This is a genomic window from Paraniabella ginsengisoli, assembly GCF_022513635.1.
In the GTDB taxonomy this organism is placed as follows: domain Bacteria; phylum Bacteroidota; class Bacteroidia; order Chitinophagales; family Chitinophagaceae; genus Niabella; species Niabella ginsengisoli.
In genome coordinates this window covers 1,617,526-1,641,507 of record NZ_JAKWBL010000001.1, presented here as the reverse complement: position 1 = coordinate 1,641,507, position 23,982 = coordinate 1,617,526, and the positions used below count along the sequence as shown (strand labels likewise).

The following is a 23,982-nucleotide window of genomic DNA, read 5'->3' as shown; positions in this document are numbered from 1 at the left end:
GGCAAGAATAATAAAATTTCAATTCCACCTTGGTACGATTAACAGAGTAAGTGAAAGGTTGGTAGTTACCAATTACATGGGAATTTCAATTCCACCTTGGTACGATTAACAGCCACCATGCCTTCTATATTCTTACCGCCGCCCTCATCATTTCAATTCCACCTTGGTACGATTAACAGTTACGGTATTAACACGTTCTATTTCTTCTTTTAAATTTCAATTCCACCTTGGTACGATTAACAGTAGGATTGCCTTCTTATAGCGGAACTGCGTCATCAATTTCAATTCCACCTTGGTACGATTAACAGCAAAAAGTAAAGCAAGATCCAGGCGCTGTCGCCAAATTTCAATTCCACCTTGGTACGATTAACAGTTACCGGTCTACATACGGAAAAACTATCATGATCTTATTTCAATTCCACCTTGGTACGATTAACAGACAGCAGCTGAAACCGACAAACTTAACAGTAGCCTATTTCAATTCCACCTTGGTACGATTAACAGCAAAGCTGTGGTCTCCCATAATTCTCATAACATAATTTCAATTCCACCTTGGTACGATTAACAGGTGGACTCGGCAAAAAAGAACGTGCAGAATTTAGGCAATTTCAATTCCACCTTGGTACGATTAACAGTGTTGCCAATGGCAAATAACAACGAACCCGATCTATATTTCAATTCCACCTTGGTACGATTAACAGAAGTGTGTAGTGCTATAAACTCTACACTTTTGCAGCTGATTTCAATTCCACCTTGGTACGATTAACAGTTTGATTCCGTTTTTATGATTTATATATTTCCTTCCATTTCAATTCCACCTTGGTACGATTAACAGATATCTAAATCTTCTAAATCCTTAGACATTGCGTATTTCAATTCCACCTTGGTACGATTAACAGAAAGGATTTGTGAGGAGCATAATGTAACTATTTAATTTCAATTCCACCTTGGTACGATTAACAGACATGGAAGGAGCAACGAAAAGATGCAACACGCAAATTTCAATTCCACCTTGGTACGATTAACAGCCTTTGCAGCTTGATATAATCAGAAGGCTCATTGATATTTCAATTCCACCTTGGTACGATTAACAGAGTGAATTGCTTTCAAATCACGATGTGATTAATTAATTTCAATTCCACCTTGGTACGATTAACAGCGATATTTCTTGTCCTCCTGTTTTAAATATTACTTATTTCAATTCCACCTTGGTACGATTAACAGTGAAAGGTGGTCGCAGGGCCATATTCGCAAACTTATTTCAATTCCACCTTGGTACGATTAACAGGATTCTTGACAAACTTCTCATCTACGTATGCTCGCCAATTTCAATTCCACCTTGGTACGATTAACAGGGATAGTAGGGGAGACAATGTATGAGTCTTTCCTTATTTCAATTCCACCTTGGTACGATTAACAGTTGTTTCCATTTTATTTTTTATGCCTGCTTCCGGATTTCAATTCCACCTTGGTACGATTAACAGAAATTTTAAAGGTGTTTTTTTAATGTTAGATTATTATTTCAATTCCACCTTGGTACGATTAACAGGTGAAGGGTTAAGCAGTTCTATTTTTATAGTTTTTGCATTTCAATTCCACCTTGGTACGATTAACAGAACGTACTCTGATACCTCTCTGTTTTTGAAGCAAATTTCAATTCCACCTTGGTACGATTAACAGTTCTTTATCCAATTCCTTTTGAGTTATACTTTTCTTATTTCAATTCCACCTTGGTACGATTAACAGTAAAATCGTATAACATGCAATTCAATATTACATACTATTTCAATTCCACCTTGGTACGATTAACAGAAAAATTTGCAGATGCGGAATGTGAAGTGGCATCAATATTTCAATTCCACCTTGGTACGATTAACAGGGATGGCTCTCATGGAAATGATTGCGTGAATTATATTTCAATTCCACCTTGGTACGATTAACAGTTTATTTGATTTTATTATTGTTTTTACGCTGCAACATTTCAATTCCACCTTGGTACGATTAACAGACTATTCATTACTTCTTCTGTCCAAATCGTATACTAATTTCAATTCCACCTTGGTACGATTAACAGCTGGACCTACTGGCGGCAACCCTCAAGGTGCAATGTCATTTCAATTCCACCTTGGTACGATTAACAGTTCTATAAAAAATAATAATATGGCAGGCGAAAACAAATTTCAATTCCACCTTGGTACGATTAACAGTGGGCCGCCTCTTATTACGTTTGCCTCAACTATTTATTTCAATTCCACCTTGGTACGATTAACAGCCATATTGATATTCTTATTTATTCACAGATTCCTTGTTATTTCAATTCCACCTTGGTACGATTAACAGTTAGTATTCATGCTTCAGAGGAAGTAGCGAAAAAAATTTCAATTCCACCTTGGTACGATTAACAGAGTCATTGCTCTTTTCTGAATGAAAGAAACTAAGCCATTTCAATTCCACCTTGGTACGATTAACAGCGGCCAGCCAGTATTAGCTCGATAGAAGTCATTTACATTTCAATTCCACCTTGGTACGATTAACAGTTTTCTCCTTTTTCTGAATATAAAAATTTCTATGCAATTTCAATTCCACCTTGGTACGATTAACAGTTATTTCTGTGAGAAGCTGTTTGTTTTTAGCTTTCAAATTTCAATTCCACCTTGGTACGATTAACAGTTTAGTAGATTTGGTGCTACCAACATATATTATATCATTTCAATTCCACCTTGGTACGATTAACAGCAACGATTGGCGATGTTGAATTGACGCCACTTGAATTTCAATTCCACCTTGGTACGATTAACAGCAGGAAACTTAAGGCTGAGCTTTCACATATTCGAATTTCAATTCCACCTTGGTACGATTAACAGCCGCCGCATCGACGACTAAAAAAGCTTATACTCAAAGCTTTATATTTTCAAAAATATACCGTTTTGGTCAATAAAAGTTGTCGATATCCGGTAATATATATTATAGCGAATATCGACAACTCTATGAAACATCATATCATTAAGGTTTTTAGTTTTCTCCAATATGTCAAAGAGCTTTAGTGATAAAGATCTGTACGCTTCGACAACTATAAAAATGTATCTAATTCATTTTTCTCTTTCCCAACAGTTTCTTTTTCCAGCCATTTAACGTCACGGCTTTTAAAAATAATCAGGCTGTCTTCTTCCGGTTCCATCATATTTTTTGCTCGCTGTTTCAATTCCTTCAGCTTCACTTCAGTTATTTCTCCTTCAAATACACTATTCTGTATCCAATTCAAATATTGTCTAGATAATTTAAGCATTTTACCTACGCGTTTTTCACCGATATCATATACCAATATTACATACATATTACCACCAGGCTTTAAAAGGTTTATATTCTTCCATATTTAGCAAATGTTTCGTTAGCTTATAGCACTCCAGCTTTACAAGATGCTTGTAGCTAACGCTTCGGTTTAACGAACGGTGCTTTATGGTTTCGTTCAGTCTTTCTTCAAAAGATCGCACAAAAACCTTGCGGGCGGCGTCTTTCAGCACTACGCTGTTTACCTGCACGTCAAAATCTTTTGCATGGATTTCTCTTTTGTTTAATACTTTAAAAATCACCCTGTCTACTAAAATGGGTTTGAAGATCTCAGCCAAATCTAATGCTAGCGAGTATCTCCGGTATCCTGGCTCATGTAGAAAACTAATTGTAGGATTTAATTGTGTATGATAAATTTGACCCAAACACAAAGTATAACACATCATATTGCCAAAGGAAACCAAAGCATTCACCTCATTTTTGGGTGGTTGTTTGCTGCGTCCATTCATTGCAAAATCGTTTAAAATAACATCAAAAGCCTCGTAATATGTTTGACGAATATTTCCTTCAATACCCATTAACATATCAATATCCGTAGTGGTGAAAATGGAGGTGCTGTACCGCTCAATTGTTTCTATAATTCCTTCTAAATCTTTTCCTCGTGATTGATAGTATTTCAGGTTTTTGAGTATGTTGAATGCGGCTCCTTCTACAAACTTCTGGGCAATTATGATGCGCTTGGCCTTGCTGTAATAGTGTTTCGTTTGCTCGATCTGCATCTTGCCGGCCAACAAATATTCTTTGGGCATAAAGCTGCCGGTATAATGCTCGTAATAATCGAAAAAATGTACGGCAATCTGCTCTTTGCCCAAAAAATTATACAATGCGCTATTTGCATCCAAAGCACCAAAACAATACAAATCACTTACACCTTCTACCGGAATATACTTGGGCTGACCTTCCTTTCCGCCTTCATCCACCGGAGTGAATTTTAGCGTATTGTCTTTTCGACTCATGCGGCCGGAATTGAAGAGGTAGTAGGTTTTTTCATGTGTCTGATCCGGGATTTTTAGGATGAATGGATTTTTCAGATTTGCTATAATCCGCATGCTTTTTGTTAGTTAATCTTTTGTATTCTAAACTTTTTGACCCAAAATTGATGAGTAAACCAATTTCTAAATTGTATGCTTCCAAATAATTCATCGCCTGTGCCAGGTGTACATCTTCAAGTTTTATAATCTCTTTTAATTCGACACAGATAATGCCGGAAACCAGAAAATCAACTCGACGTGTGCCAATGTGAATGCTATCATAATAAATGGGTATTTCAAATTCTCGTTCAAAATCAAATTCACCCCCTTCTCATTTCTATTTCTAATGCCCGCTGATAGATTACTTCTTGAAATCCATTTCCCAGCGCACTGTGAACTTTAAACGCACCAGCTAAAATCTGCTTAGTTATTTCTGCATATTTCATCTGCTCTCTTTTTTATTTTTTACGGTCAGATGGAATAGCCTGAAATAATCAAGCATTTAGGAAGTATCCTCATGGCTATTTCATACTTCATTTTTTAAAATCCTTTCAATCTTCACATCCCATAAATCCCGGTTCAGACTTCTTCCACATAACACAGTTCATAATAACTACAACTTTTGCAAATCTTAGCATTGATCACCGGCGGGCATTGTTCTGACTCCTTCAACTGGCTAATTTCTTCGATCATAGTTTGAAGTTGTGCAATGTCTTCTGTGGTCAATGTGACGCAATCTGTCTGTCGAAGCAATGGATATTCCAATGTGGCTGTGGCCTCATCAATGCCATTTAGCTTCAATAACCACAGGTAAAATTTCACCTGCCATTCGTGGGCTTTTTCTACTTTGTTGCTGCGTTTGGTTTCGTGAATTATTTTTTGTCGGGCATCATAAAAGTCTATTTTGCCAAAAAGGCTAATGTTTTGATGATTGGCCTGAATATTCAACTCCGAATGTTTTTCATTGCGCTGCGGATAGCTGGTTTCGTGCAGCAGCTTTCCGTCATAAACGGTGTCGCTGGTATGTTCCATGTTGATGCCGTTGCAAAACAACCACAGCTTGCGTTTGCAAACGTGATGGTAGTTAATATGTGTGGCAGTGATGGACATTATAAATTAGTTGTTGTTTTTAGTTTTTTTGCCATGAAAATCGAAAATATGATTTACAATTTTCATGGCAAGATATATGTCAATAAATGTTATTCTTCATTTTTTCGTTTGAGTTCTAAATAAATTTCCTCCCGCACGTGGGTTTTATACGCATCAAGACGAAAGGCAAACCAATCTTCCCGATAATCGGAATTATGGATAAAGTTGTTGAAATTTGCAAATGGCTTTTTTCTGTTTAAAATTCCTATCAAAATTTGTTGCACTTTTTGATCGCCTACCCGCTCTGTAAAATTTTCCATGATCCGAAAAGATTCTGATGATGGCAAGGGTTCAAAGCAACATTTATGTTCCCATTGTAGATGCTTCAACTCAAACACACCTTCTTCCTCCCCAAACTCCTCCGCCATTTCTTCATCGTATTCGTCCAAATAGCTTTTAGGAATATCTTCTACTTCCAGTGTTTCCATATTTAAAAAGCAAAGCATGCCCGCCGTAAGGCTATCGGCAATAGTATGCACCAATGCCTCATATTTTTCTGGGATAACCACTTCAATATGTTCACTTTCTATTTGAGGCAAAATTTCCGCTTTCAGAAAAATAAGAATCTGCTCCAGCTTTTCTTTGTCATCCTGTACTACTTGGAGGATGGGGAGAATTTGGGAGAGAAGTGGGTGCGGCATGGGGGTTGTGATTTTATGATTTCCTATTTATTGGGCTTTAAATTTGCTTTTCATAATCAAATGCCAACATTTTATCAATTAAAGTTTTTTCTGCCTGGTCAAGTGCGTCAGCAGAACCAATAGCACCGGCAACATATCCGCTGGCTAATGGTGTAATAAATACATTTCCTTTTATACTCTCATCTATTTTGGGAACTGCTCTTGGTCTATCTGTATCATCTCTTAATTCTCCTCTAACAGCATAAGCAATTTGATTTGCATTATCACTGATTGCTACTGCCAGTGTTTCCATTAAACTGAATGTTCTTGACTGATTAGAAGTAATCCGCCAATTGATGATTGCTTTTGCCAAAGCAGGAATAATTTCTTTCCTTTTACCCTTTGGACAAATCAAACATTTACCAAAAACGTTTTGCCCTTCAACCCAACCTTCCGCTCTCAGTTTTTTTCTATATCAGGAAAAAGTTCAGGTTCCAATTTATTGGTAGAAACACAGAAAAGTGTACGTAAATCAATGGCGATATCATATACGAATAAACCGGTAGCCCTTGATTGTTTTCCCGGGTTATAATATTTGGCACCAAGACTTCTATTGTTTGTTGTCAGCCATTCTTCAAGATCGTCATTACTTATTTTCTGTCGTTTACCATTTTCGTCTGTAACATACACATTTACATGATGATGTTCTGCCATTGTTGAACGGTCAAATGCTGTCGCTTCTCCTTCACTTTCCATTTCCAATCCGCCAAGTAAAGGATGCAAGGGACGCATTGCAGAAATAGACAATGGGCTTCTTCGCTTAACAGTCATCGTATCTTTTTCAGCTTTCATATAACCTCCCAAAAGTTGGTCTGAAAAGCTTGGATCACAAGGTGAATGCGGCTCAAGCATGCCTGCTTTTCCTTTTTGTCAATTTCCCAATTGAAAGTTATGGCAGCAAAAGGCTGATCTAAACTTTCAAGAATTGAACGTTTTACTTGCTGTCCACTTGAATAAGCCATTTTTCGACCAGTAATTGGATCGGTATAATATTTCTGTCCGTCATTTACTGCAAATACAGTATGTTCAACATGACGTAATCCTCGTAAATAAATGAATGGTTGCATAATTGAATATTTTTGTTTGATGAAATTTGATTAGGAGTTTGTTTTATGAATTTGATATTGAAACCTTACCAAGGTCAAGAATAGAGGGAAATTATCTGTAGTAATTTCCAAATAAGATTTCTGAACTATCTTTTCAACTTCAGAACTATTTTCCTCGTTAATGACTGGTTTTATATTTTCGACAAACTCTTTAAAGAATCTTGATTCAATTATATTTTTCACGTCCGAGCTTTTGCCGGTCTTACCTCTGTTATCTTCTTTTTGAGCATGTTCGTATTTCAGTAGTATCAATGCTAATTGATCCGCTAACTGAATTATTTCTGTTTTGTTAAGCATAGCGTATATCCAAATTTTAAATAGTTTATAATTAAAGTAAGACTCATCATCTTTGAATTTATATTCTTTTCCTTGAGCGAATTGTACACTTCCTTTTGGCATAAATTCCCGAAGCTTAGCAGGTTCCAAAGCTTTTAACCCAATTGTCCCCAAGGCACAGGCATCTTTGAAATAATAAAAAGGTTCAAATTTTGCGATATCCAAATCTGATAGAATTGTTTTATCTGATTCCAAAATCAATTGATCCCGCATTTCATATAATTCGTGTATTTCTTTTAAATAAAGATTTATAAATCCCAGTGTCGTATTCATCTGAGAAAGATTATAAGTATAAGCCGTCATTTGAGAATTTGGAAATTTTCTCGATAACGTTAGCACGACCGTTGTCCATTTGATAGTTGGAATGGCCAGTTTTCCCTGCACATTTTCTGCTTCAATATCTAAACCGTCCTCGGGGCGGTTTTCATTAAAGCGTTTAGAAAAAGTATGACACAGCCACTGCCCATTCCAAGTCTCAATTTGCTTGTCCTTTATGTTTGGCGTATTTGATAAATATTTTCGATATACTTCCCAACCTTTAAATAAATTCCAGAGTATATTCTCGTTATCAATCAGCATCACAAATCCACCGTTAACCCCAATTGCCAAAGCCTCACCTATCCATGAGGCATACATTTCATCGCTATCAATATCCACTGCAATACTTGAAACTTGTCCAGACGTTGTTCCTCCAATATCTTTAGCAGAAGCCCCTACAAAAATGGACATGTTAGGAACATCATTTTGGATATTGCTTTTAAGATTTGCCAGCTGTGCCAAAGACTTTGAGCCGTGAGTCTGCACATCAGCTTCTTTCGGTTTTTGGAAAAAGGGTGAATTACCCACATGCATTAAATGCGATTCATCAGTAAAGAATAAACCAAAAAACACCTCGTCAAAAAACTGCTCAGCAGCAAATTCCGTTTTATTTCGGTTATTGTAAATATTCAAAAACTTCTTGCCTATATAACTTGTGTACATGCGTTATAATATTATATCGTGTTCAATTAATTGTAAGCCGTACTTTCCATACTCATCCTCATCTTGAGGTACAACAAAAGGATTGGAACCTACATTCAACTGTTCAAATTGTTTTTTGTATCTTGAAATGGTTTTCCAGTTTATCGGAACTTCTATATCAATTCGTTCTTCCCAGGTAGCATCAATGTATTTTTGCCTGTCAGCTTCCAGGATACAGGTGGCTCCCTCAATTTCTAATGCATCAATCAAAATTCCCTTTCTGTTGTCAGTCAGTTCCTTCATCGTAAAACGACTACCTTTAAACTTTAAATGTATGTCTATAGCTTTCTTATCCAATTCCGGGTAAACACTGTCTATCTTTTCCTGTAAAGTTCTTTCCAATAATATCTCTCCACCATCTGGCAATTGGTTGAAACTCATTTGAAGCACTTCCATGTTATAAGGTAAAACTTTCCCCTTGGGCTCAATTACATGAATGGGCTTTTGGATCTTGATGCTTTCTTCAGTTCTTTCCCTATTTACCCTGCCAAACCTTTGAATCATACCGTCCAACGGAGCACATTCTGTAATCATTCTGTCAAAGCTTATATCCAAACTGACTTCTATAACCTGTGTCGCCACCACAATACAAGGCTTGAAACCTTTTTTGTCCTTCCCATTTCCGTTAACTTCATCCTTGAGCCTTAATTCTCTTTGAAATCTATCACGCCTTTTGAAACGACTATGAATTAGCATTTTTTCAACGTGAGGAAATTCTTCAATCATTAATTTATACACATCCTGAGCTTTCTTAATTGTGTTACAGACTATAAGTATTTTCTCTTTTGATTCTTTTGCTTTTTGAATAATTGGAAATATGTTTTCATCATTTGCCAGTTTATAAATCTTGTGCCTATTAAATTTATCCAATTCATCTACTGATAGCTGGACTTCATAAACATGCTCAACACCACCCAATATTTCTAAAAGTTCGTTATACAAAACCGTTGGCATAGTGGCCGTGCCGATATGGATTCGACATTCGAAATGTTTAAGCACTTTTACAATTTCTAGCACCATACTTCTTGAATAGCCCGAATAAGTATGAACTTCATCCAATATCACATCACACCCTTTAATATCTAAAAGAATACTTTCAAATCCAGAAATACCAAATACAATACCTGCCAACTGATATGGCGTCAATACTTTTATGGAAGAACCTACTAATGGCTGTAAAAGCTGCTCTTCAGGATTGACTTTCCCGACGACTATTTTTGAAATGGCGTGCAAAACCCGAATGTCTTTATTAGGGACAACATCTTTAAATCGTGCCCACATCGCATTAATTGAAGCCTGAAAAGGCAAGGTGTAAAAACACGCCCACTGGTTCGCTTCATCAAAAAGTCCGTTTTCCCAGCACCGGTTGGAGCTACAACAATTGTGTGTAATCTTCTATTATCAGTTACTACTTTTGATAACGGATACAAACCGTTTGCTCTTTTGGGGTCTCTATAAAACTTTAAATCTGGAATTTCAAAGGTGTGTTTAATATTTTCTTCAACTCTTTCTACTAGGGCTGATGCAAAATGGTCTGCCCCTTTTAATAACCCTCTGTATGGCGACCAACCGTTTTTCTTTGCGTCACAATAATCAACAACAAACCTCAATGCTTTTTCGGCATCTTCAAATGAAATTTTGTTTGAGCAATCAAAGCCAAAATTTTTAATAATTGTTATTCCATACTGCTGCCAATCATCCCATTCTTTCAAATGGTTTTGCAACCATTTCCTATCTTGTGTTTTTAAATCTAAAATACCTTTTCCTTCATGGTGCGCTGTTTCAATCGATTTGTGGTGAGCAATAACCATATCTATCAATATCGGCCACTCGCCTTTAGGGAAACAGGGTAAAAAAGCCAAAGATGAAATCTCATGACGATGAACATATCCCTCATCTTCAAACTCTTCTAATAAACCCTCCTTGCTTTTCCCTGAAACTCTTTTTTGAAATTTTGGATGAGCTTTTCCTAAGTCATGTAGGATTGCACCTTTTAAAACTAACTGTTCATCAAAATCAAATTGGAATCCCTGGAGTATTTTTTGAATACATAAAACCACATGCTGCGTATGCGTCAACAAATCAGTACCTTCGTAAAGAATACTTTTAGCCAATATGTGTTTCAAGTTCATTATTTCCCTCTAATTGGGTTTCCTGAAACAACTAATTCTCCAAACATTTCGGCTGCATTATCATACCTGTTATGCCCAACTTTAAATCCCGTTTCTTTATCAGAAAACTTCAACTCAAACCCAGCAATTTCATCAAATTCATCAGCACTCATTTCAATCAGGTCTTCAGGCAATAAAATATCTTCATTCCTGCACAAGCAAAGGTTTTGTTCAAAGGCAATCTTTGCATCCCCAATAGTGTCAAATGCTAAATAAAGATTTGGGTTAAGCATTACTCCTCGTTTCAAAATACCAAGGTTGGTTTTATAATTTCCTTTTTCTTTTGAAAACTGAAATCCCCCTTTTGCCCATGTACGTTCCTGTTGCACATCTATTCCTAAATAATTTAATTTGTGCCTTATAATTTTCTTTATCCCAATTTCATTCAATAATTCCGGAAACAACTTTTTTTCAATGCCTTCTACAATGCTCGGGGTTAGGAATTGCTGTGAAAAAGTTTCGCTATCACGCACAGCAGTCCAAGGCTTGATAAAACCAAACGGTCCAGAATATTTTACCACGTATAATTTTTTCATAAATAAAATTATTTAAGACTACCAAATCCAATCCCTGTGGAGTTGCCCACACCCACATTCCAAGCAAATGCAATCTGCTCTTTAGACCCTTTAATGATGATTGGACATAAATTTACTTTGTTATTTATTTCTCCATATTTAATCAACTTAGTTCTTGGATTCGGAAAATTTGAGTCAAACTCTACTGCTACTCCATCCGTATTCAGATTGGCATGTTTCAGTTTCGATTGCAGTGTTTCTGTCATCATTTCATTTGATTCTTCATCAAAAAAGTATAATGCTTTTGCTTCCCGCTTTCAAGCGTACGCTTAATGAGTATCGGACTAAGTACAAAAAAACGTTGTTGTTTTTCATCAAAGTATTGGTGGTTGCTTATCAATACTTCATTTACTCTTGCGCCACAAAACATTTCTGGGTTATGAAGAATACCACCAACAACCTCTTTCACTAAATGATCTTCATAAAAGCTTAAGGATAGGTAAGAGTTATCTGTTAGCCAAAGTCCATCTTTTACCGCTTTGGCATTTTGTAACCATGAGAAAGAATAGAGACTTATCGTTCCGTGTTCTTTATTATCTTTTCCGATCCATTTATGGATACACCCTGTTAATTTACGCTGATAATTATAGGGGATTACTGTGTCATTTTTTTTAATTTCAGATGTAATCTCATTTTATTATGTTGATTATGGCTATAAATATAAAATATTTTTATAAATTTGCCAAGTAAATTGGAATTAATAGTCAACTCTTATTTGAGAATTGAAAAAGTAAATTGGAATTAATGATCTTAATAGAACCGAAAGGAATAATCTTCAACTCCCAAAAACTCCGTACTCCACCACCCAAACACCCAAAACTGCACTTTAAAACATGCATAAACACTGCAAAATTGCCTTTTCCATCATACAATTCCCACACACACACACCCACACCCCATACTATTATAAACTCCCACCCCAGCATTCAGCACCAGCTCCACAAACCGTCTCTCCCCGTCACCTTCAGCCCAAAATTCATCCAGCCCCTAATTTTCGTTTCCGCAGCCGTATCAGCTTTAATCGTAATTAAGCGAGACTTGAACGGGTTCTTCATCGAAATCACCTCCATTATCAACAAAGCCCCCGCAGCTGTTTCCTCATCATAGCAAGTGGCTATTTTGCTGCGCCAGTTATAAATTAGGCTTTGGGTAAAGCGCTCATCATCCGGCGACAGAAAATCATAATTGCCTTTGTCGTTTTGCAATCCGGCTACAATGGGCGATAAAGGTTTTAGTTGCGTATTTACAATTTCATTGTCTTTATGCTGTTGCAAAGGGTTGGGCAAACTCTCCACCGATTTTACCCTAAAGCTGGCTTTTGATTTTTTATCAGCAATATCAATCTGCTCTGCCTGAAATAGGCCTTTCACAAAATTTTCTGCCGCCTGCGGCAAATGAAAAGCTACTTGAAAGTTCAATTCATTAGAAAGCAAACGCATCCGGTCGCCTTCAATCTTAAAAGGGCAATTGATCTGCGAAAAAGTAAAAAATTTGAAGCCTTTGCCATAGCCTGTTTCGTGAAGAAAGGAAGCATACGCTGCATCACCTTTGGCTATAATACGGTAAATTGCGCTACTTAAGGCATATTGGTAATTGAGAGAAATGATATTTACTCCCGAGTGTATAGCAATTAGTTGAATTGAAAATCTCATTGGCTTAGATGAATAAATATACGATAGTTAGCTTTTAAATCCAAGAGCAGCCTTGTTATTGACTGCAATAGTAATGTCTTTTGACTGGTTATATACCGGGAAAAATCCCCTTTTATAGCATATCACATTTTTTATCCATGAAATTAGCACTAAAACCCACCATTTTGCCCAAACGGCTATTTGCACGTCCTCTTCTATTTCCAATTAGTTTGTCTTTCGTTTTCTTTCAGTGCTTTTACATTTCTATCAACTCCATTTTTGTTGACGAAGCATAGTTTTTGTTTAAAATCTTCGTATGAATTTGTATTCAAAAGTATACGCCGTTCCTTCCGGCGATAAATTCCAAAGATGTGAACTTGTATTACTATTTATCAGGCATAAGTTTCCAAATTTATCTCCAGCTGTTTACTCTAATCTATCGAAGCCTTTCTACAGTTTTTTCATTTTAAAGGATTGAATACAATTTTTTTATAAATTCTCTTTATCATTTTAGTTGGAGTTGCCGGACTCTCGCAATGATGATAATTTAGAACATACGCTGTATCTAAGAGCCATTCTTTCTAACTATTGCCGTTTGATGCCCAGGCATGTTCATAATCCTCTCCATTTCTTCCTCCACAATAGCTTTAACCTCCAGTTTAATTCTCATAAATTGATTTCGAATTGCATTTCCGTCAACTCTTTCTTTCGGGAGTAGCTTAAACCCAGCTTCTTCCTTTTTTAGCGCATCAAAATCATGCTGTACCTGCCCATGAAACATCTTCTGGTTTATCCGCTGATCAGGATTGTCAACAACCACACCCACCACCTCACCAGCCGATAAAGAAGCAATGGTTGATTGCGGTATAGCATAATCCAATTGCCTGGATTTGCTAAGCGATGTATCACTACTATTTATAGTAAGGCTTTGCCTATCCTGCATTATTTTTCCAAACCTTTCTGATAATTGTTTCGCAGACTCACCGGTTACTTGTCCGGATATTATGTTCCCTACCATCGCCAAAATAACCTTAGCCTGCTTTTCGCCATAATGTAAAATCAACTGGCTGGCATCCTGGATAACCATTATAACATTTACCAGGTAGCTTCGGCATACCGATAAAAATTTATCGGCATTATACCAGGAAATATTAGCGAATTCTTCCAATAAAATTCCACAAGGTTGCTGTTGCTGTTCTTTTAATAATTTCTGTAGTGTATTTAGGTATAAAGAAATCACCGCACTGTAAATATTAGACACCTGAGGATTATTGGCAATGCAAACAATCTTAGGATGCTCCGGGTCATTGATGTTCATAGAAAAATCATTACCCGATAAAACATAGTAAAGCTTTTCTGACGCCAATGTACCCAAGCTTATGGCAGCACCAGAAATTTGCCCAATCAACTGCTTACCGGCATCTTCTTCATAAGCCCGAACAAAAGGCATTACCAATACTTCCAGACTGGGCTGGGCTGCCAGGATTGTAAAGAGTTTATCAAGTGGCGTTTGAGCCAACTCTATTACATGTGGCAATGTGCAATATTTACCATCCTGATAGAGGCGCAGATACCATATCAAGGCTGTGATAAAATTGATACTGCTTTCCACCCAAAAGTCTCCCTGTTTGCCGATCCATTCCTGGTTTAATCCCAAAAGTATTGCACGTGATGCAGACGCCGCATCTGTTATAGAATTTATGCATTCCGGCAATAGTGGATTACAACGCTGCTGGATATCTTCAAAGTTGATAATGTAGAACTGTGGTGTGGCTTTATATTGTTTCTTATTTTTCAGGTAATGATTGTAGGCCACATTTGTTAAGTCAGGATATTTAAAGTCATGGATAAACATTGCAAATCCTTTTTCGATTTGTTGCTTTAAAATCTCCTTAGCGATGAGTGTTTTACCACTGCCCGGCAAGCCCATCAAAAGTATTCCCCCTCTAAATGCATTGATGATATTGATCCATCCATTTCGGGTTTTATTTTTTAGCTGGTACTTAGTTGGCAGGTTAATGGAATAAGAGTTGGTCAAGAGTCTTTCTTCCTGCGGAAAGGTTTCATTGGCGGTATTAAATACATCACGGCTTAGCTTATGTTTGATGACTCTGAATAGCATTGTGCCACCGATAATAAATAATAGATATCCAGTACCAGTAATTGTTACATATATCACTGTTAGGGTAGCGGCATTACCAGGCGATACAAAAACCAATGCGCCGATAATATAAAGCAACAAGCCTGTTACAATATAAGCCACACAAAGCCTGTAATTAAAGGCTTCAGCTTTTTTTGCTTTCACTCCCAATAATGACAGTATTAAAAATACCAGAGCCAGTAATTTACATTTATGGAAGTTATTAAACAGTCCTGTTTTGTGGATATTGTTCAACACCTGATCACTAATGGCATGTGTCCATCCCTGCAACCTGAAAAAACCGTAACAGCTATCATAAAAATGTAACACCAATAACACCACACTGATCAACCGGGTCATGTCCATGATCTTCTTTAATCCCATTTCATTTTCATTTGTCTGCATTGTCATCCTTCACTTAGATTTAAAAATTAAAAACCCGATTGTCAAAGTCAGTTAGAAGTCTATTTCCCGATCCACCCCTTTTTTTCTTTTACGATTCTTTTCATGGAGTAGTTCCTTATTGAAGGGATCATTACTTCCCACATAAGGATCCACTACCTGTTCAATGATTTTTTCTAAGGCTTTAGTGGCTTGCTTTTCGGGTGATTGTTCTTTCGAGTTTTCTTGCGTGCTAGGTTTTTCAAATTCCCTACCCATCTTTTGGGCAATTTGCTTTTCGGGTTGGTTTTGTTTACTTAATCGTTCCAGTATTTTTTTAGCCGCATACTCTTTACCCAGGTTACTACCATTAAAAACTGCTCTGGATTTATGATCGATATAAGTCAGTCCATATACCTGTCCTTCGACACTTCGCCTGATGACAAGGTCTACCTGCTCTCTTTTTAGTCCTTTGGCCAGTTCATTTAATGATTGTGGATTGGATCTAAAACTCCACTCAATGGATGTTTTTAGTTTTTGTTTATAAGGTTCCTTCAATGCCTTATTGGCCTCGCATTTTTGTTCAATCAAAGCGAGCGTTGGTTTATTATAAAAAGCGCTCGCTTTGATGGGTTTGGTTAGCGCTTTACCATTTTTGTCAATCACTACATAGGTCAACCCTTTATTTCGATGAATACGCCCCCTTCTACTCCCCTTTCGGCTTTTACATTGTATAGTTTTAAAACAGCATTTAGCTCATTTAAAGAAGTGTATTTGTATTTCCCAATAACATGATCCAGCACATTAGTAATAGAGCGCTGCACTTCAGATTTACCAGCCTGAACTCTTTGCGGCGATACCGCCAGTTCAAGCTTGGCCAGCTCCTGCCCTCTATCCTTTTTATCAGCCGGTACTAGTCCGTATATTTTTTCCATTTCTTTTCGGGCTGGCTCTGATAACTTCTTAGCTATATAATGGGTTTGTATCCTGCTACCGTCCTCTCTAATTAGTGGAGCCAACACATGGCAATGCGGATGCCCTGCATCCTCATGTTGGTAAACCAAGTAAGGTTGATCACCAAACCCAATCCGGTTCATATATTCATCTGCCAAATGGATATAAAAGTCTTTATCCATTTTTTCTTTTTCCGATGGATGAAAGTTGAGCGAGATATGGATCAGCTTTGTTTTTGCCCTTTCATTTAAGTCCATCAACTCCTGGAATCTTTCTTTCTTGTCGCTGAACTTTAGCACCTCTGGTGCTTTGAAAAAATTATGTGCGTGTAACAGCATGGCGGTGCCTTTCTGCACTTTTTTCTCGTGGTAATTGAGCGCTCGTGAAAGGCTTGTCGGAAAAGTTATTTGTGGGCGCATTGGGCTCTGATTTGAGTTAAAGATTGCCGGATTTCTTCTATTTTTTTAAGAGATTTTGACGACCCGATTCAGTTAACTCCGCCCATATCTTTATCTCAGGTACATGATCGAGTGTGTGCAGTTTATGCACCGTTTGATTGAAGTTGTTTCCGATCGCAGACAGCTCCCTGGAAAGCTGGTTTAGGGCTGACAAAATTTCACTAGTGGACACATCTTTATAATGAATCACCACCGGCTTTTGAAGCAGCACCTTGCGTACATACTGGCTTAGCTTTTTGTTGGCAGTCTGTTTAAACAGTTTATAGATGACGATGTATTCATCGGGTTTTACACGAATGGTGATCCACCTTTTAGGAGCAATTGGTTGTTCATTCATCATTATTTCATTTACACGTTTTCTAAAAATACTGCACTTAAAAAGTGCAGTTACTGACTATTAATCTTCCTACTTTCCCTTCACGAGTTTCGAGTAAGAAGGGCGAGGTACTTTCCAAAAGTTGCACTTTTGGTACACCTCGCCGTTACCGAGCGAAGCTGGGGAACTCGTCACGCCTCGCGGTGTACGCGGCGGGTGCAGCAGGCTATTGAAATACATATTGATCACGGCTGTGAGCGATATACCTTTTTGTCGCGATTATTTATCTTGGGGCATTCTTAGCCCTATATGCCGATGCCAGTCATTTAGATCCTTATATCCACTGTATAGTGATCGCTCATCAAAAAACTGAAGAGAATTGGACGTCCTTGCAGTTGTAGTAAACTTGTCTCCCGCTCCGTCATTGTCCAGGTATAAATGCACAATTTCATAAGACTGCATAAATGTCAGTTGCTGTTCAAAAAAGAAACAGAATTCAGCACTAAAAAATCTCTTGGAGCAACGGGCTGATGCTGGCAAATAGTGCAGTAAGAAAGCAGGTCAAACACACCTTCAAATACTGCCAACGTTGCCGCTTGATTTTTAATAAGCGTAGGTACTTTTGGATGGCTACTGCCTTTAAAATAGGTACTGCGTAACTCATAGCCACCGGCATCATTTTTAAAGCCTAAAGCGTAATAGGATTTATTATTATTTCTGTAATCTACTTCACACAAAAACTGGTTAGCGATTTCCGTGGAAATCCGTCGGGACTGATAGTAGCGGATCAGCGCCGGGCTGCTGATGAGTTTTGTGGAAACAATCTCAATGCCTGTTGACCTGGATGGTAACTGGTTAAGTTGTGTAGTGGGTAGATTTAATTCGTTTAGTTTCTGTAAGATTTCCGGGATCTTAATATTATTCACTTCTTGCATAAACTCAATCAGGCCTCCTCCTCTACCTTCACCAAAATCAAACCACTTATTCAGTCTCCGGTTTACTTTAAAAGACGGTGTTCTTTCTTTACGTAGCGGAGAGTGGTACCAATAGTTTTCTCCTTTAATTTTTGCAGGTTCTATGCCTGCTGCCGACAGGTAGGATACCATGTCGATTTCCTTTGCTTCTTTAATTGTCATAACGCACATTTTCAGGTTCACAATTCTTTTGACACCTGCAAAGCTATGTGCTACATTTTATTGAAAAATCAATTGTGCCGTATAACGACACAGTGAAATAAACAGAAACTGGTTTTGCCGTTTTAATTTTACAGTTGTGAACCCGTTTATGTGACCCTGAAAAAATTTATTAAAACATGTTAAATACAAATGATGTGCTGAAGGTGTATGATACGATCTTAAGTACGCCAGGAATGAACGATATGGTAAAAATTGATTTGCGTATTTCACGCAAAAACATCCTGCTCTTAAGCCAGGTTATAGAAAAAGGGATTCTTTTAAAAGATGAAAAGGAAGGCAGCCTGATAGCATCTGTACCCAATGACAACCTGGAAGCTTTAAAAACTCTTGCTACCGAATGTTTACAAAAGGCAGGCCTGGTGGATTTACAAGAAAAGCTACTCCAGTTAAAGCGATAAAAAAGAGGGCATTAAAGCCCTCCTTATTAAACACATTAATCAACCCAACCGTTGATTAGGCTGTCCTGATAACAGCTTTAATATATAGCAAATTTCAGAAATGACAGGGTCAAGATAGATGGCTTGCCCGGTTGATTTTCTTCCCCAGATCTGTGTATAGCCGCAGGTCAGCAGGCACTCACCAGCAGCTTCTAATTGATCTGCCAAAAAATCAGAAACGATCCACCATTCATAAATCTCTGAAGGAATTGATTCGCTGCTTTCAAGGCTTTCAATTTTAGATTCAAGATCTTGTTGAAATTCAGCAGCCTCTTCGCCAGTGTCATCTGGAATACGATCCAATTCATCTCGCCAATTGTTAAGCTGGATAGTCCTGCTATCATCTGTGTATTGCTCTTGATTTAGGTCTTCGTAGTAGTAGAAGTTAATGATATCATCATAGTCAAATAATGGATCTTTTTGATTGTAACACCTACTTAAGATATCTTCTACCATTAATGTTACATTGGCATGTACTTCACGATAAACAAAATTTCTTTTGATTTCCTGATTTTCGGTCGAGTTAAACTGTTCCATAATCTTAATTTTTTTGAGTGAATAATTAATTATGGAGCCCTAACCGGTCAGGGGCGAGCAAGTCCGGCATCGCAGCGGAATAAATGAAAGGATAGCAGGGGATACGAAGTAAAAGGGAGCAGCCCAGATAGGGTGTTTATGCTGAACGTGTTGGACGCACCGAAGCGCCTGACCGAACTTTGCTTAACAGGCATTAATTATGTCTTCTTAAAATAAAAAATATACAACTCGCCTGTACAGTCCTACCTTTCGGCTTGGCACTTTTTGCTGCTTTTTTGCTGCTGAAAAAAGTAGCGCGGCTACGCAAAAAGAAGCCCACGCCTGGCGGTGTGGCTTCTTAAAAGAAATTTGCTTTAACTTCTCCTACATCTGACAGGGAATAATAATTACCCTTTGTAAGGGTCATGTAATCCAACACGTTGATGTTCGGCAGTTTCGCTGTCTTAACCAATTCAGGTAATAAAATCATCTATTTACTTAGCGTAAAATCAGGCCCTGTGTAAGATCTTTTTAAACCGCCAAAATCAATTACTATTTTTTGCAATAACATGCCGGGATGTGCAGTAAATATTTTCAGTGTATGCTTCCCAGGATTTTTAAGGACATGAGTTGTTTTATTGATCCTTGTATTTCGTAATATACTTTGTATCCATAAGGTACTATAATAGGGCGCTCCTGCCTCTGGAAGATATACCGGACTATCATCTATCATGATCCCATATCTAACTCCGCTTTCATCATTTAAAGGAAATACAGGTACCATGTACGTGTACACATCTACCGGGCCTCCCTGGAACGAATAAAAATCATATAAAAGCATCGGATATTTATCTGAACGTACAGGTGCAACATAATTTGAAGTAAGTTCTAAAGAGGGATAATAGGTGTTTTTAGAAAAAGGATTTCCTAACCGGACTACCTTATCGCTTATACCCAAGCCTTCCATCACTTCAAAATTGATCTCTTTCGTTTCGTTTTTCCTGGTAAACCGCGCGGGGTCAATAGAGATATAACCGTTATCTTCCACGAACATACCTTTTAGCGTTTCCCTGTTCGGATCTGCGGGATTAAATACGGAAATCAAAATTCTTTTAGTGTCACGGGCAGTTTGCGAAACTAATATTTCACCTTTTATATTTTCTCCTATCGGAACATTGCTCCAGTCAATTGACACATTGATCCTTCCGCTTTTATTAGAAGCGGTTTTGTCAAGTAGGATCCACTTACCTGACACAGAGGCGGTCCATTGCAACTGGCCTTGTCCTTTATTAAATACATCGATGTAATAAGAACGCGGTAAAAATTTATTAAAGACGGGCAAAATATTATACCCATCTGTAGTAGCAGCCCCTTCTGCATATACTCCAATACTTGGCTTAGAAAGCAAATGAACAGTATCCATAGGCGGCAAGGCAAATCTACCACCGCCATTACTAAGTGACATCATACCCTTCCACTTACCACCAAGTAACGAATTATACTCGGCGGTTATTGTCTGTAAGCTGTCTGCACAAGCTATAACTTTTGCTCGTTCTCTTGTGGCGTCACTTCTGCTTTGCAAAACGTAGAAATCATTTTTTTGCGCCCCTAACCACATTTGGTTAAATAAGGCAGCGGCTTTAACAGGATAATACAGTAGTTGAAAAAAGATGGGCGATGTTGCTTATCTAATAACTGCATAATCGAATCAACCTCATTGCTGATATTTTGATAGGCAGCCATTCGATTATCAACTTCACGATAATGCGGAACCGAAAATAAATCGCTACGGGTATTCTTAATATATTCCGGTTTGCGCGCGTATGCTAATTGATGGTAAGTAGCTGAGATTTTTTAAAACAGGGTTGATATGCTGACCCATAAATTTCAGAAAGAAAATCAGCATGATGGTCAATTATATTTTTTGAATTGAACTTATTAATATCAAAGGCCATCTCCATAAAAAGAGAAATATGATATTCGGCTGGTTTGATATCACCTACATTTACTACCCATAATTGATCGGCTGTTGTTTCATACGCCTTCTTTAACTCCTGATACATTAGAGCTGGAGGGGTAGTGCATAACCAAAGATTATCATTGGGTGGTCCCCAATAAGAAACATGATAATAAACGCCGGCCCGGCCTTTTCTTTTTTGTTCTTTAGAATTACTTAACCGTTTCATATACCCATAGTCATCATCAGTCCAAATAAGGGTTACATCATCAGGCACTTCCAGACCTGCGTCGTAAATATCGAGCACTTCTTTATAAGGGTAAAACACCTGAGGCACTTCTTCCAGTGGCTTTTTCAGTACATCGCTTAAAATTTTCCGCTGGTCTTTTAAAGCATCTCCTAACACTTTTACTTGTTCTTTTAAAGTAAGGTTTCCGGACATTACGGCGTCATGAATACCACGCAAGGCCAGGGTATATACATTTTCAAACGTTCCATTTTCTTGTACCCGCCGTGTAAGTACCTTGTTAATGCCGTGCTTATTTTTTATATAATCCCATGGCCCCATCGTCTTACTATCCCACTCTGTAGCGTTATTAAACAACAGCGGTTCGCAATGGATAGAGCCCATTACTATACCAAAAGAATCTGCAACCAGCTTATTTTCGTCATATTTATTAAAAGCACCGGAGCAGGAATGCATAGCTGGACTAAGATAGTTCGCCTTTAACCGTAACAACAGCTCACAAATTTTCGCGTACGTTTTTGGACCAATATCATTTAGTTCAGGCTCAAATGTTTTAGCAGCCCAGGGCTTTAAGCCCCAGTCTTCATCATTTATAAAAATTCCCCGATACTTAACAGACGGCTGAACAGAGGTAAACGGATTAATTTTTAATAATAGACTAGTTTTATTCTGAACCGGCACATCCGCCCACCAATACCAAGGCGACACTCCAACTAACTCCGATACGGACAGCAAACCATAGGCCGCTCCACGCCTGTCACATCCAGCAATTACCAAGGCCTTGTCAATACCAGGCAGGGGGTTTTTAACTAAAGAAACTACATATTGCTCCCATCCGCTACGTATGTCATCGACATTGAGTTTGTTTTCTTTAATCAGATTATTAATCAGATCGCTATAACCAATCGTTCCTACAACAACTATATTTTTGGGCAGTACGCCAACTTCACCCGATGCAATCATTTTGCGGCCCGTGATTCTGTAAATATCATCAACAAACAAACCGGCCGTTCGCTTTACTACTTCAGGTTCTTTATTATCGTAATAAACCGCGGCCATATCGTTTGCAACAAGTGGAAAAATATCATCTCCGGATGCTCCATTTACTAAAGTAATTTGTGCATTTGAATTACCCGCTCTTATTATAAAAATGGCTATAAGTAATATCCTGTAATATTGAAGCATTAATTTTTCTTTGATTGATAAACTTGTTTAATTGCTTTGAGATAACTGAATTTATACATCACATCTGGCTCAAGATAACTGCCTTCAGTCCACTCGTTCCAGGAATTGATAGTAAGAATATTTTTAGAGTCGGGATGATTGTCTAAAAATGCTTTAGCTTGTTGCAATGATTTTTTAAAAGCTTCCGGCGTATTTTCACTTAATATTGGCGTGCATGGATATCCCCGGACTTTGAACGTACTATCAGGATCGCATCTGGGAGAAGAATCCCAACCAACAGAGACATTGGGGTAATAGGGAATCGGAAATACTTTCGCAGCCCTATCAGCATATTTAAAATAATCTTTGGATGCCTGAGTATAACTGCTCTCAGGAAAACCAGACATAGCAACGTGGTGAATCCATACATAAGATGTAAAAGAATCAAAATTCAATGCCGCTATGGATTCAGGCGACACGGGCTTTACAATATTAAAGTGCAAATCTTTAAACCCTGCTTTTTTGTCTTATCTCGAAACTGCTGTAGCGCCCCGGCTGTAGCCTCATAGGTACCAAAGCATTCAACCAACTTCTCCAATTCATAAATTGAAAAATAAGGAGCGCCCTCTACCAACCAATAAGATGGATGCCGAAAATACTTTTCAATGATGTAATCCGTCATCACCTCCCATGTATGTTTGGAAATACTTCCTTTATAAAGAACTTTATTGGGCTTGGCTATCCTGCGGGGAAAAAGATCTGTCCAGTCATGATTAGCCCACATTAAGGCAAATTTCAATCGATCATTATTAGCTGCTTTCATAAAGCCCTTCTCTAGTCCGTTTTGTAGAAAGAGTCCGTCTTCGTAATAGTACCAATCATAAATAAATACATCAATACCAAATTTATGAGCCGTATTGATTTTCTTCTCCATCACTTGAGGATTGCTTTCATCTTCATAACCCCATAGAGGCTTTTTAGGTTGATAGTGGTCGGCAAACCTGGGCTTTGCCGCTTTTAGTACTTCCCATTCAGTCCAGTTTTTACCATGATAAAGTTCATTACGTTTATCTACATGATAATTCGGGAAATAATAACAGGCTAATGTATAACCAGGCGATTGATCTCTTTGTGCGCATAAGTGGATATGGGTGGCTACAAATATTGTCGCACCAATTATTTTTCTTGTTAAACTCATGTACTTATTGTTTCCCTGGCTTAATGTTTAA

Annotated in this window: 27 protein-coding genes, 1 pseudogene and 1 CRISPR repeat array (1 of these 29 only partly in view); of the genes and pseudogenes, 1 reads left to right on the top strand and 27 read right to left on the bottom strand. The window is 37.8% G+C overall.

Translation table 11 applies throughout. The annotated features are described in order from the left end of the window. A CRISPR array of direct repeats spans window positions 1-2,864; the repeat unit is 30 nt; unit sequence ATTTCAATTCCACCTTGGTACGATTAACAG; it reaches 770 nt to the left of the window's first position. 206 nt (window positions 2,865-3,070) lie between these two features. The 22 genes and pseudogenes from cas2 to MKP09_RS08895 all read right to left on the bottom strand — a co-directional run bounded on the left by cas2 (window position 3,071) and on the right by MKP09_RS08895 (window position 18,372). Further along, window positions 3,071-3,334 carry a CRISPR-associated endonuclease Cas2 gene (gene cas2 / locus MKP09_RS08995; protein WP_262915171.1) on the bottom strand — a complete coding sequence of 88 codons (264 nt, stop codon included), beginning with the start codon at window positions 3,332-3,334 and terminating at the stop codon, window positions 3,071-3,073. Window position 3,335: 1 nt separating this feature from the next. Beyond that, window positions 3,336-4,397 (bottom strand): type I-B CRISPR-associated endonuclease Cas1b, encoded by a 1,062-nt coding sequence (cas1b, locus tag MKP09_RS08990; protein ID WP_240827383.1) that lies wholly within the window; start codon window positions 4,395-4,397, stop codon window positions 3,336-3,338. Continuing rightward, window positions 4,336-4,629 (bottom strand): annotated as a pseudogene (locus MKP09_RS28010) (GxxExxY protein); the annotation flags it as partial. The pseudogene MKP09_RS28010 and the gene cas1b, both read right to left, overlap by 62 nt. Window positions 4,630-4,639: 10 nt before the next feature. Beyond that, window positions 4,640-4,765 (bottom strand): GxxExxY protein, encoded by a 126-nt coding sequence (locus tag MKP09_RS25730; RefSeq protein ID WP_262915170.1) that lies wholly within the window; start codon window positions 4,763-4,765, stop codon window positions 4,640-4,642. Window positions 4,766-4,898: 133 nt separating this feature from the next. Beyond that, complete coding sequence (gene cas4 / locus MKP09_RS08980) at window positions 4,899-5,429, bottom strand: CRISPR-associated protein Cas4 (RefSeq protein WP_240827382.1); 531 nt, start codon at window positions 5,427-5,429, stop codon at window positions 4,899-4,901. An 89-nt stretch (window positions 5,430-5,518) separates the two neighbouring features. Further along, window positions 5,519-6,109: a UPF0158 family protein gene (locus tag MKP09_RS08975; RefSeq protein ID WP_240827381.1), complete on the bottom strand. Its 591-nt coding sequence runs from the start codon at window positions 6,107-6,109 to the stop codon at window positions 5,519-5,521. 37 nt (window positions 6,110-6,146) lie between these two features. After that, a complete protein-coding gene (locus MKP09_RS08970; RefSeq protein ID WP_240827380.1) occupies window positions 6,147-6,461 on the bottom strand; it encodes a hypothetical protein in 315 nt (104 codons plus the stop codon). Window positions 6,462-6,547: 86 nt separating this feature from the next. Beyond that, complete coding sequence (locus MKP09_RS08965; protein ID WP_240827379.1) at window positions 6,548-6,940, bottom strand: hypothetical protein; 393 nt, start codon at window positions 6,938-6,940, stop codon at window positions 6,548-6,550. After that, window positions 6,937-7,215, bottom strand: a complete 279-nt coding sequence (locus MKP09_RS08960; protein ID WP_240827378.1) for a hypothetical protein — start codon at window positions 7,213-7,215, stop codon at window positions 6,937-6,939. The genes MKP09_RS08965 and MKP09_RS08960 overlap by 4 nt, the downstream gene beginning before the upstream one ends. Window positions 7,216-7,245: 30 nt before the next feature. After that, complete coding sequence (locus MKP09_RS08955; RefSeq protein WP_240827377.1) at window positions 7,246-8,571, bottom strand: hypothetical protein; 1,326 nt, start codon at window positions 8,569-8,571, stop codon at window positions 7,246-7,248. Between the two features lie 3 nt (window positions 8,572-8,574). Then, window positions 8,575-9,918 (bottom strand): CRISPR-associated helicase Cas3', encoded by a 1,344-nt coding sequence (cas3, locus tag MKP09_RS08950; protein ID WP_240827376.1) that lies wholly within the window; start codon window positions 9,916-9,918, stop codon window positions 8,575-8,577. Continuing rightward, window positions 9,822-10,742, bottom strand: coding sequence for a CRISPR-associated endonuclease Cas3'' (locus MKP09_RS08945; RefSeq protein WP_240827375.1), 921 nt, complete (start codon window positions 10,740-10,742; stop codon window positions 9,822-9,824). Before MKP09_RS08945 ends, cas3 begins: the two co-directional genes overlap by 97 nt. Then, window positions 10,742-11,317 (bottom strand): hypothetical protein, encoded by a 576-nt coding sequence (locus MKP09_RS08940; RefSeq protein WP_240827374.1) that lies wholly within the window; start codon window positions 11,315-11,317, stop codon window positions 10,742-10,744. Before MKP09_RS08940 ends, MKP09_RS08945 begins: the two co-directional genes overlap by 1 nt. 8 nt (window positions 11,318-11,325) lie before the next feature. Next, the gene (locus MKP09_RS08935) at window positions 11,326-11,565 is read right to left on the bottom strand and encodes a CRISPR-associated endoribonuclease Cas6 (protein WP_240827373.1); all 240 of its coding nucleotides are present in this window, start codon (window positions 11,563-11,565) and stop codon (window positions 11,326-11,328) included. Further along, a complete protein-coding gene (locus MKP09_RS08930; protein ID WP_240827372.1) occupies window positions 11,562-11,765 on the bottom strand; it encodes a hypothetical protein in 204 nt (67 codons plus the stop codon). The genes MKP09_RS08935 and MKP09_RS08930 overlap by 4 nt, the downstream gene beginning before the upstream one ends. A 517-nt stretch (window positions 11,766-12,282) precedes the next feature. Further along, window positions 12,283-13,008 (bottom strand): CRISPR-associated endoribonuclease Cas6, encoded by a 726-nt coding sequence (gene cas6 / locus MKP09_RS08925; protein WP_240827371.1) that lies wholly within the window; start codon window positions 13,006-13,008, stop codon window positions 12,283-12,285. A 544-nt stretch (window positions 13,009-13,552) separates the two neighbouring features. Further along, window positions 13,553-15,532, bottom strand: a complete 1,980-nt coding sequence (locus MKP09_RS08920; protein ID WP_240827370.1) for a YWFCY domain-containing protein — start codon at window positions 15,530-15,532, stop codon at window positions 13,553-13,555. Window positions 15,533-15,583: 51 nt separating this feature from the next. Further along, window positions 15,584-16,174, bottom strand: a complete 591-nt coding sequence (locus tag MKP09_RS08915; protein ID WP_240827369.1) for a hypothetical protein — start codon at window positions 16,172-16,174, stop codon at window positions 15,584-15,586. Window positions 16,175-16,182: 8 nt separating this feature from the next. After that, complete coding sequence (locus MKP09_RS08910) at window positions 16,183-16,818, bottom strand: relaxase/mobilization nuclease domain-containing protein (protein WP_240827368.1); 636 nt, start codon at window positions 16,816-16,818, stop codon at window positions 16,183-16,185. Between the two features lie 100 nt (window positions 16,819-16,918). Beyond that, on the bottom strand, window positions 16,919-17,260 hold the full coding sequence (locus MKP09_RS08905; protein WP_240827367.1) for a plasmid mobilization protein: 342 nt from the start codon (window positions 17,258-17,260) through the stop codon (window positions 16,919-16,921). A gap of 255 nt (window positions 17,261-17,515) precedes the next feature. Further along, window positions 17,516-17,698 (bottom strand): toprim domain-containing protein, encoded by a 183-nt coding sequence (locus MKP09_RS08900; protein WP_240827366.1) that lies wholly within the window; start codon window positions 17,696-17,698, stop codon window positions 17,516-17,518. 5 nt (window positions 17,699-17,703) lie between these two features. After that, window positions 17,704-18,372, bottom strand: coding sequence for a DUF8464 domain-containing protein (locus tag MKP09_RS08895; protein WP_240827365.1), 669 nt, complete (start codon window positions 18,370-18,372; stop codon window positions 17,704-17,706). Between the two features lie 176 nt (window positions 18,373-18,548). Between MKP09_RS08895 and MKP09_RS08890 the strand changes: the two genes are divergently transcribed. After that, window positions 18,549-18,830, top strand: coding sequence for a hypothetical protein (locus MKP09_RS08890; RefSeq protein WP_240827364.1), 282 nt, complete (start codon window positions 18,549-18,551; stop codon window positions 18,828-18,830). Between the two features lie 39 nt (window positions 18,831-18,869). Here the strand turns inward: MKP09_RS08890 and MKP09_RS08885 are convergent, their stop codons facing one another. From MKP09_RS08885 to MKP09_RS08865, 5 genes are all read right to left on the bottom strand, one after another. Continuing rightward, on the bottom strand, window positions 18,870-19,406 hold the full coding sequence (locus MKP09_RS08885) for a hypothetical protein (RefSeq protein WP_240827363.1): 537 nt from the start codon (window positions 19,404-19,406) through the stop codon (window positions 18,870-18,872). Between the two features lie 469 nt (window positions 19,407-19,875). Further along, window positions 19,876-20,967 carry a hypothetical protein gene (locus MKP09_RS08880; protein ID WP_240827362.1) on the bottom strand — a complete coding sequence of 364 codons (1,092 nt, stop codon included), beginning with the start codon at window positions 20,965-20,967 and terminating at the stop codon, window positions 19,876-19,878. A 244-nt stretch (window positions 20,968-21,211) separates the two neighbouring features. Further along, window positions 21,212-22,774 carry a glycosyl hydrolase 115 family protein gene (locus tag MKP09_RS08875; protein ID WP_240827361.1) on the bottom strand — a complete coding sequence of 521 codons (1,563 nt, stop codon included), beginning with the start codon at window positions 22,772-22,774 and terminating at the stop codon, window positions 21,212-21,214. Then, a complete protein-coding gene (locus MKP09_RS08870) occupies window positions 22,774-23,256 on the bottom strand; it encodes a glycoside hydrolase family 99-like domain-containing protein (protein ID WP_240827360.1) in 483 nt (160 codons plus the stop codon). The genes MKP09_RS08875 and MKP09_RS08870 overlap by 1 nt, the downstream gene beginning before the upstream one ends. Further along, window positions 23,238-23,951 carry a glycoside hydrolase family 99-like domain-containing protein gene (locus MKP09_RS08865; RefSeq protein ID WP_240827359.1) on the bottom strand — a complete coding sequence of 238 codons (714 nt, stop codon included), beginning with the start codon at window positions 23,949-23,951 and terminating at the stop codon, window positions 23,238-23,240. The genes MKP09_RS08870 and MKP09_RS08865 overlap by 19 nt, the downstream gene beginning before the upstream one ends. Window positions 23,952-23,982: the final 31 nt, after the last annotated feature.

Excerpts from the sequence above, each read along its gene's own strand:
- MKP09_RS25730 (WP_262915170.1), bottom strand. The coding sequence starts at position 4,765 with ATGAAATATGCAGAAATAACTAAGCAGATTTTAGCTGGTGCGTTTAAA.
- cas6 (WP_240827371.1), bottom strand. The coding sequence starts at position 13,008 with ATGAGATTTTCAATTCAACTAATTGCTATACACTCGGGAGTAAATATC.
- cas1b (WP_240827383.1), bottom strand. The coding sequence starts at position 4,397 with ATGCGGATTATAGCAAATCTGAAAAATCCATTCATCCTAAAAATCCCG.
- MKP09_RS08935 (WP_240827373.1), bottom strand. The coding sequence starts at position 11,565 with ATGATGACAGAAACACTGCAATCGAAACTGAAACATGCCAATCTGAAT.
- cas2 (WP_262915171.1), bottom strand. The coding sequence starts at position 3,334 with ATGTATGTAATATTGGTATATGATATCGGTGAAAAACGCGTAGGTAAA.
- MKP09_RS08960 (WP_240827378.1), bottom strand. The coding sequence starts at position 7,215 with ATGCAACCATTCATTTATTTACGAGGATTACGTCATGTTGAACATACT.
- MKP09_RS08940 (WP_240827374.1), bottom strand. The coding sequence starts at position 11,317 with ATGAAAAAATTATACGTGGTAAAATATTCTGGACCGTTTGGTTTTATC.
- MKP09_RS08885 (WP_240827363.1), bottom strand. The coding sequence starts at position 19,406 with ATGGAACAGTTTAACTCGACCGAAAATCAGGAAATCAAAAGAAATTTT.
- cas4 (WP_240827382.1), bottom strand. The coding sequence starts at position 5,429 with ATGTCCATCACTGCCACACATATTAACTACCATCACGTTTGCAAACGC.
- MKP09_RS08890 (WP_240827364.1), top strand. The coding sequence starts at position 18,549 with ATGTTAAATACAAATGATGTGCTGAAGGTGTATGATACGATCTTAAGT.
- MKP09_RS08865 (WP_240827359.1), bottom strand. The coding sequence starts at position 23,951 with ATGAGTTTAACAAGAAAAATAATTGGTGCGACAATATTTGTAGCCACC.
- MKP09_RS08905 (WP_240827367.1), bottom strand. The coding sequence starts at position 17,260 with ATGATGAATGAACAACCAATTGCTCCTAAAAGGTGGATCACCATTCGT.
- MKP09_RS08945 (WP_240827375.1), bottom strand. The coding sequence starts at position 10,742 with ATGAACTTGAAACACATATTGGCTAAAAGTATTCTTTACGAAGGTACT.
- MKP09_RS08955 (WP_240827377.1), bottom strand. The coding sequence starts at position 8,571 with ATGTACACAAGTTATATAGGCAAGAAGTTTTTGAATATTTACAATAAC.
- MKP09_RS08965 (WP_240827379.1), bottom strand. The coding sequence starts at position 6,940 with ATGAAAGCTGAAAAAGATACGATGACTGTTAAGCGAAGAAGCCCATTG.
- MKP09_RS08920 (WP_240827370.1), bottom strand. The coding sequence starts at position 15,532 with ATGCAGACAAATGAAAATGAAATGGGATTAAAGAAGATCATGGACATG.
- MKP09_RS08900 (WP_240827366.1), bottom strand. The coding sequence starts at position 17,698 with ATGCAGTCTTATGAAATTGTGCATTTATACCTGGACAATGACGGAGCG.
- MKP09_RS08895 (WP_240827365.1), bottom strand. The coding sequence starts at position 18,372 with ATGACAATTAAAGAAGCAAAGGAAATCGACATGGTATCCTACCTGTCG.
- MKP09_RS08875 (WP_240827361.1), bottom strand. The coding sequence starts at position 22,774 with ATGCTTCAATATTACAGGATATTACTTATAGCCATTTTTATAATAAGA.
- MKP09_RS08975 (WP_240827381.1), bottom strand. The coding sequence starts at position 6,109 with ATGCCGCACCCACTTCTCTCCCAAATTCTCCCCATCCTCCAAGTAGTA.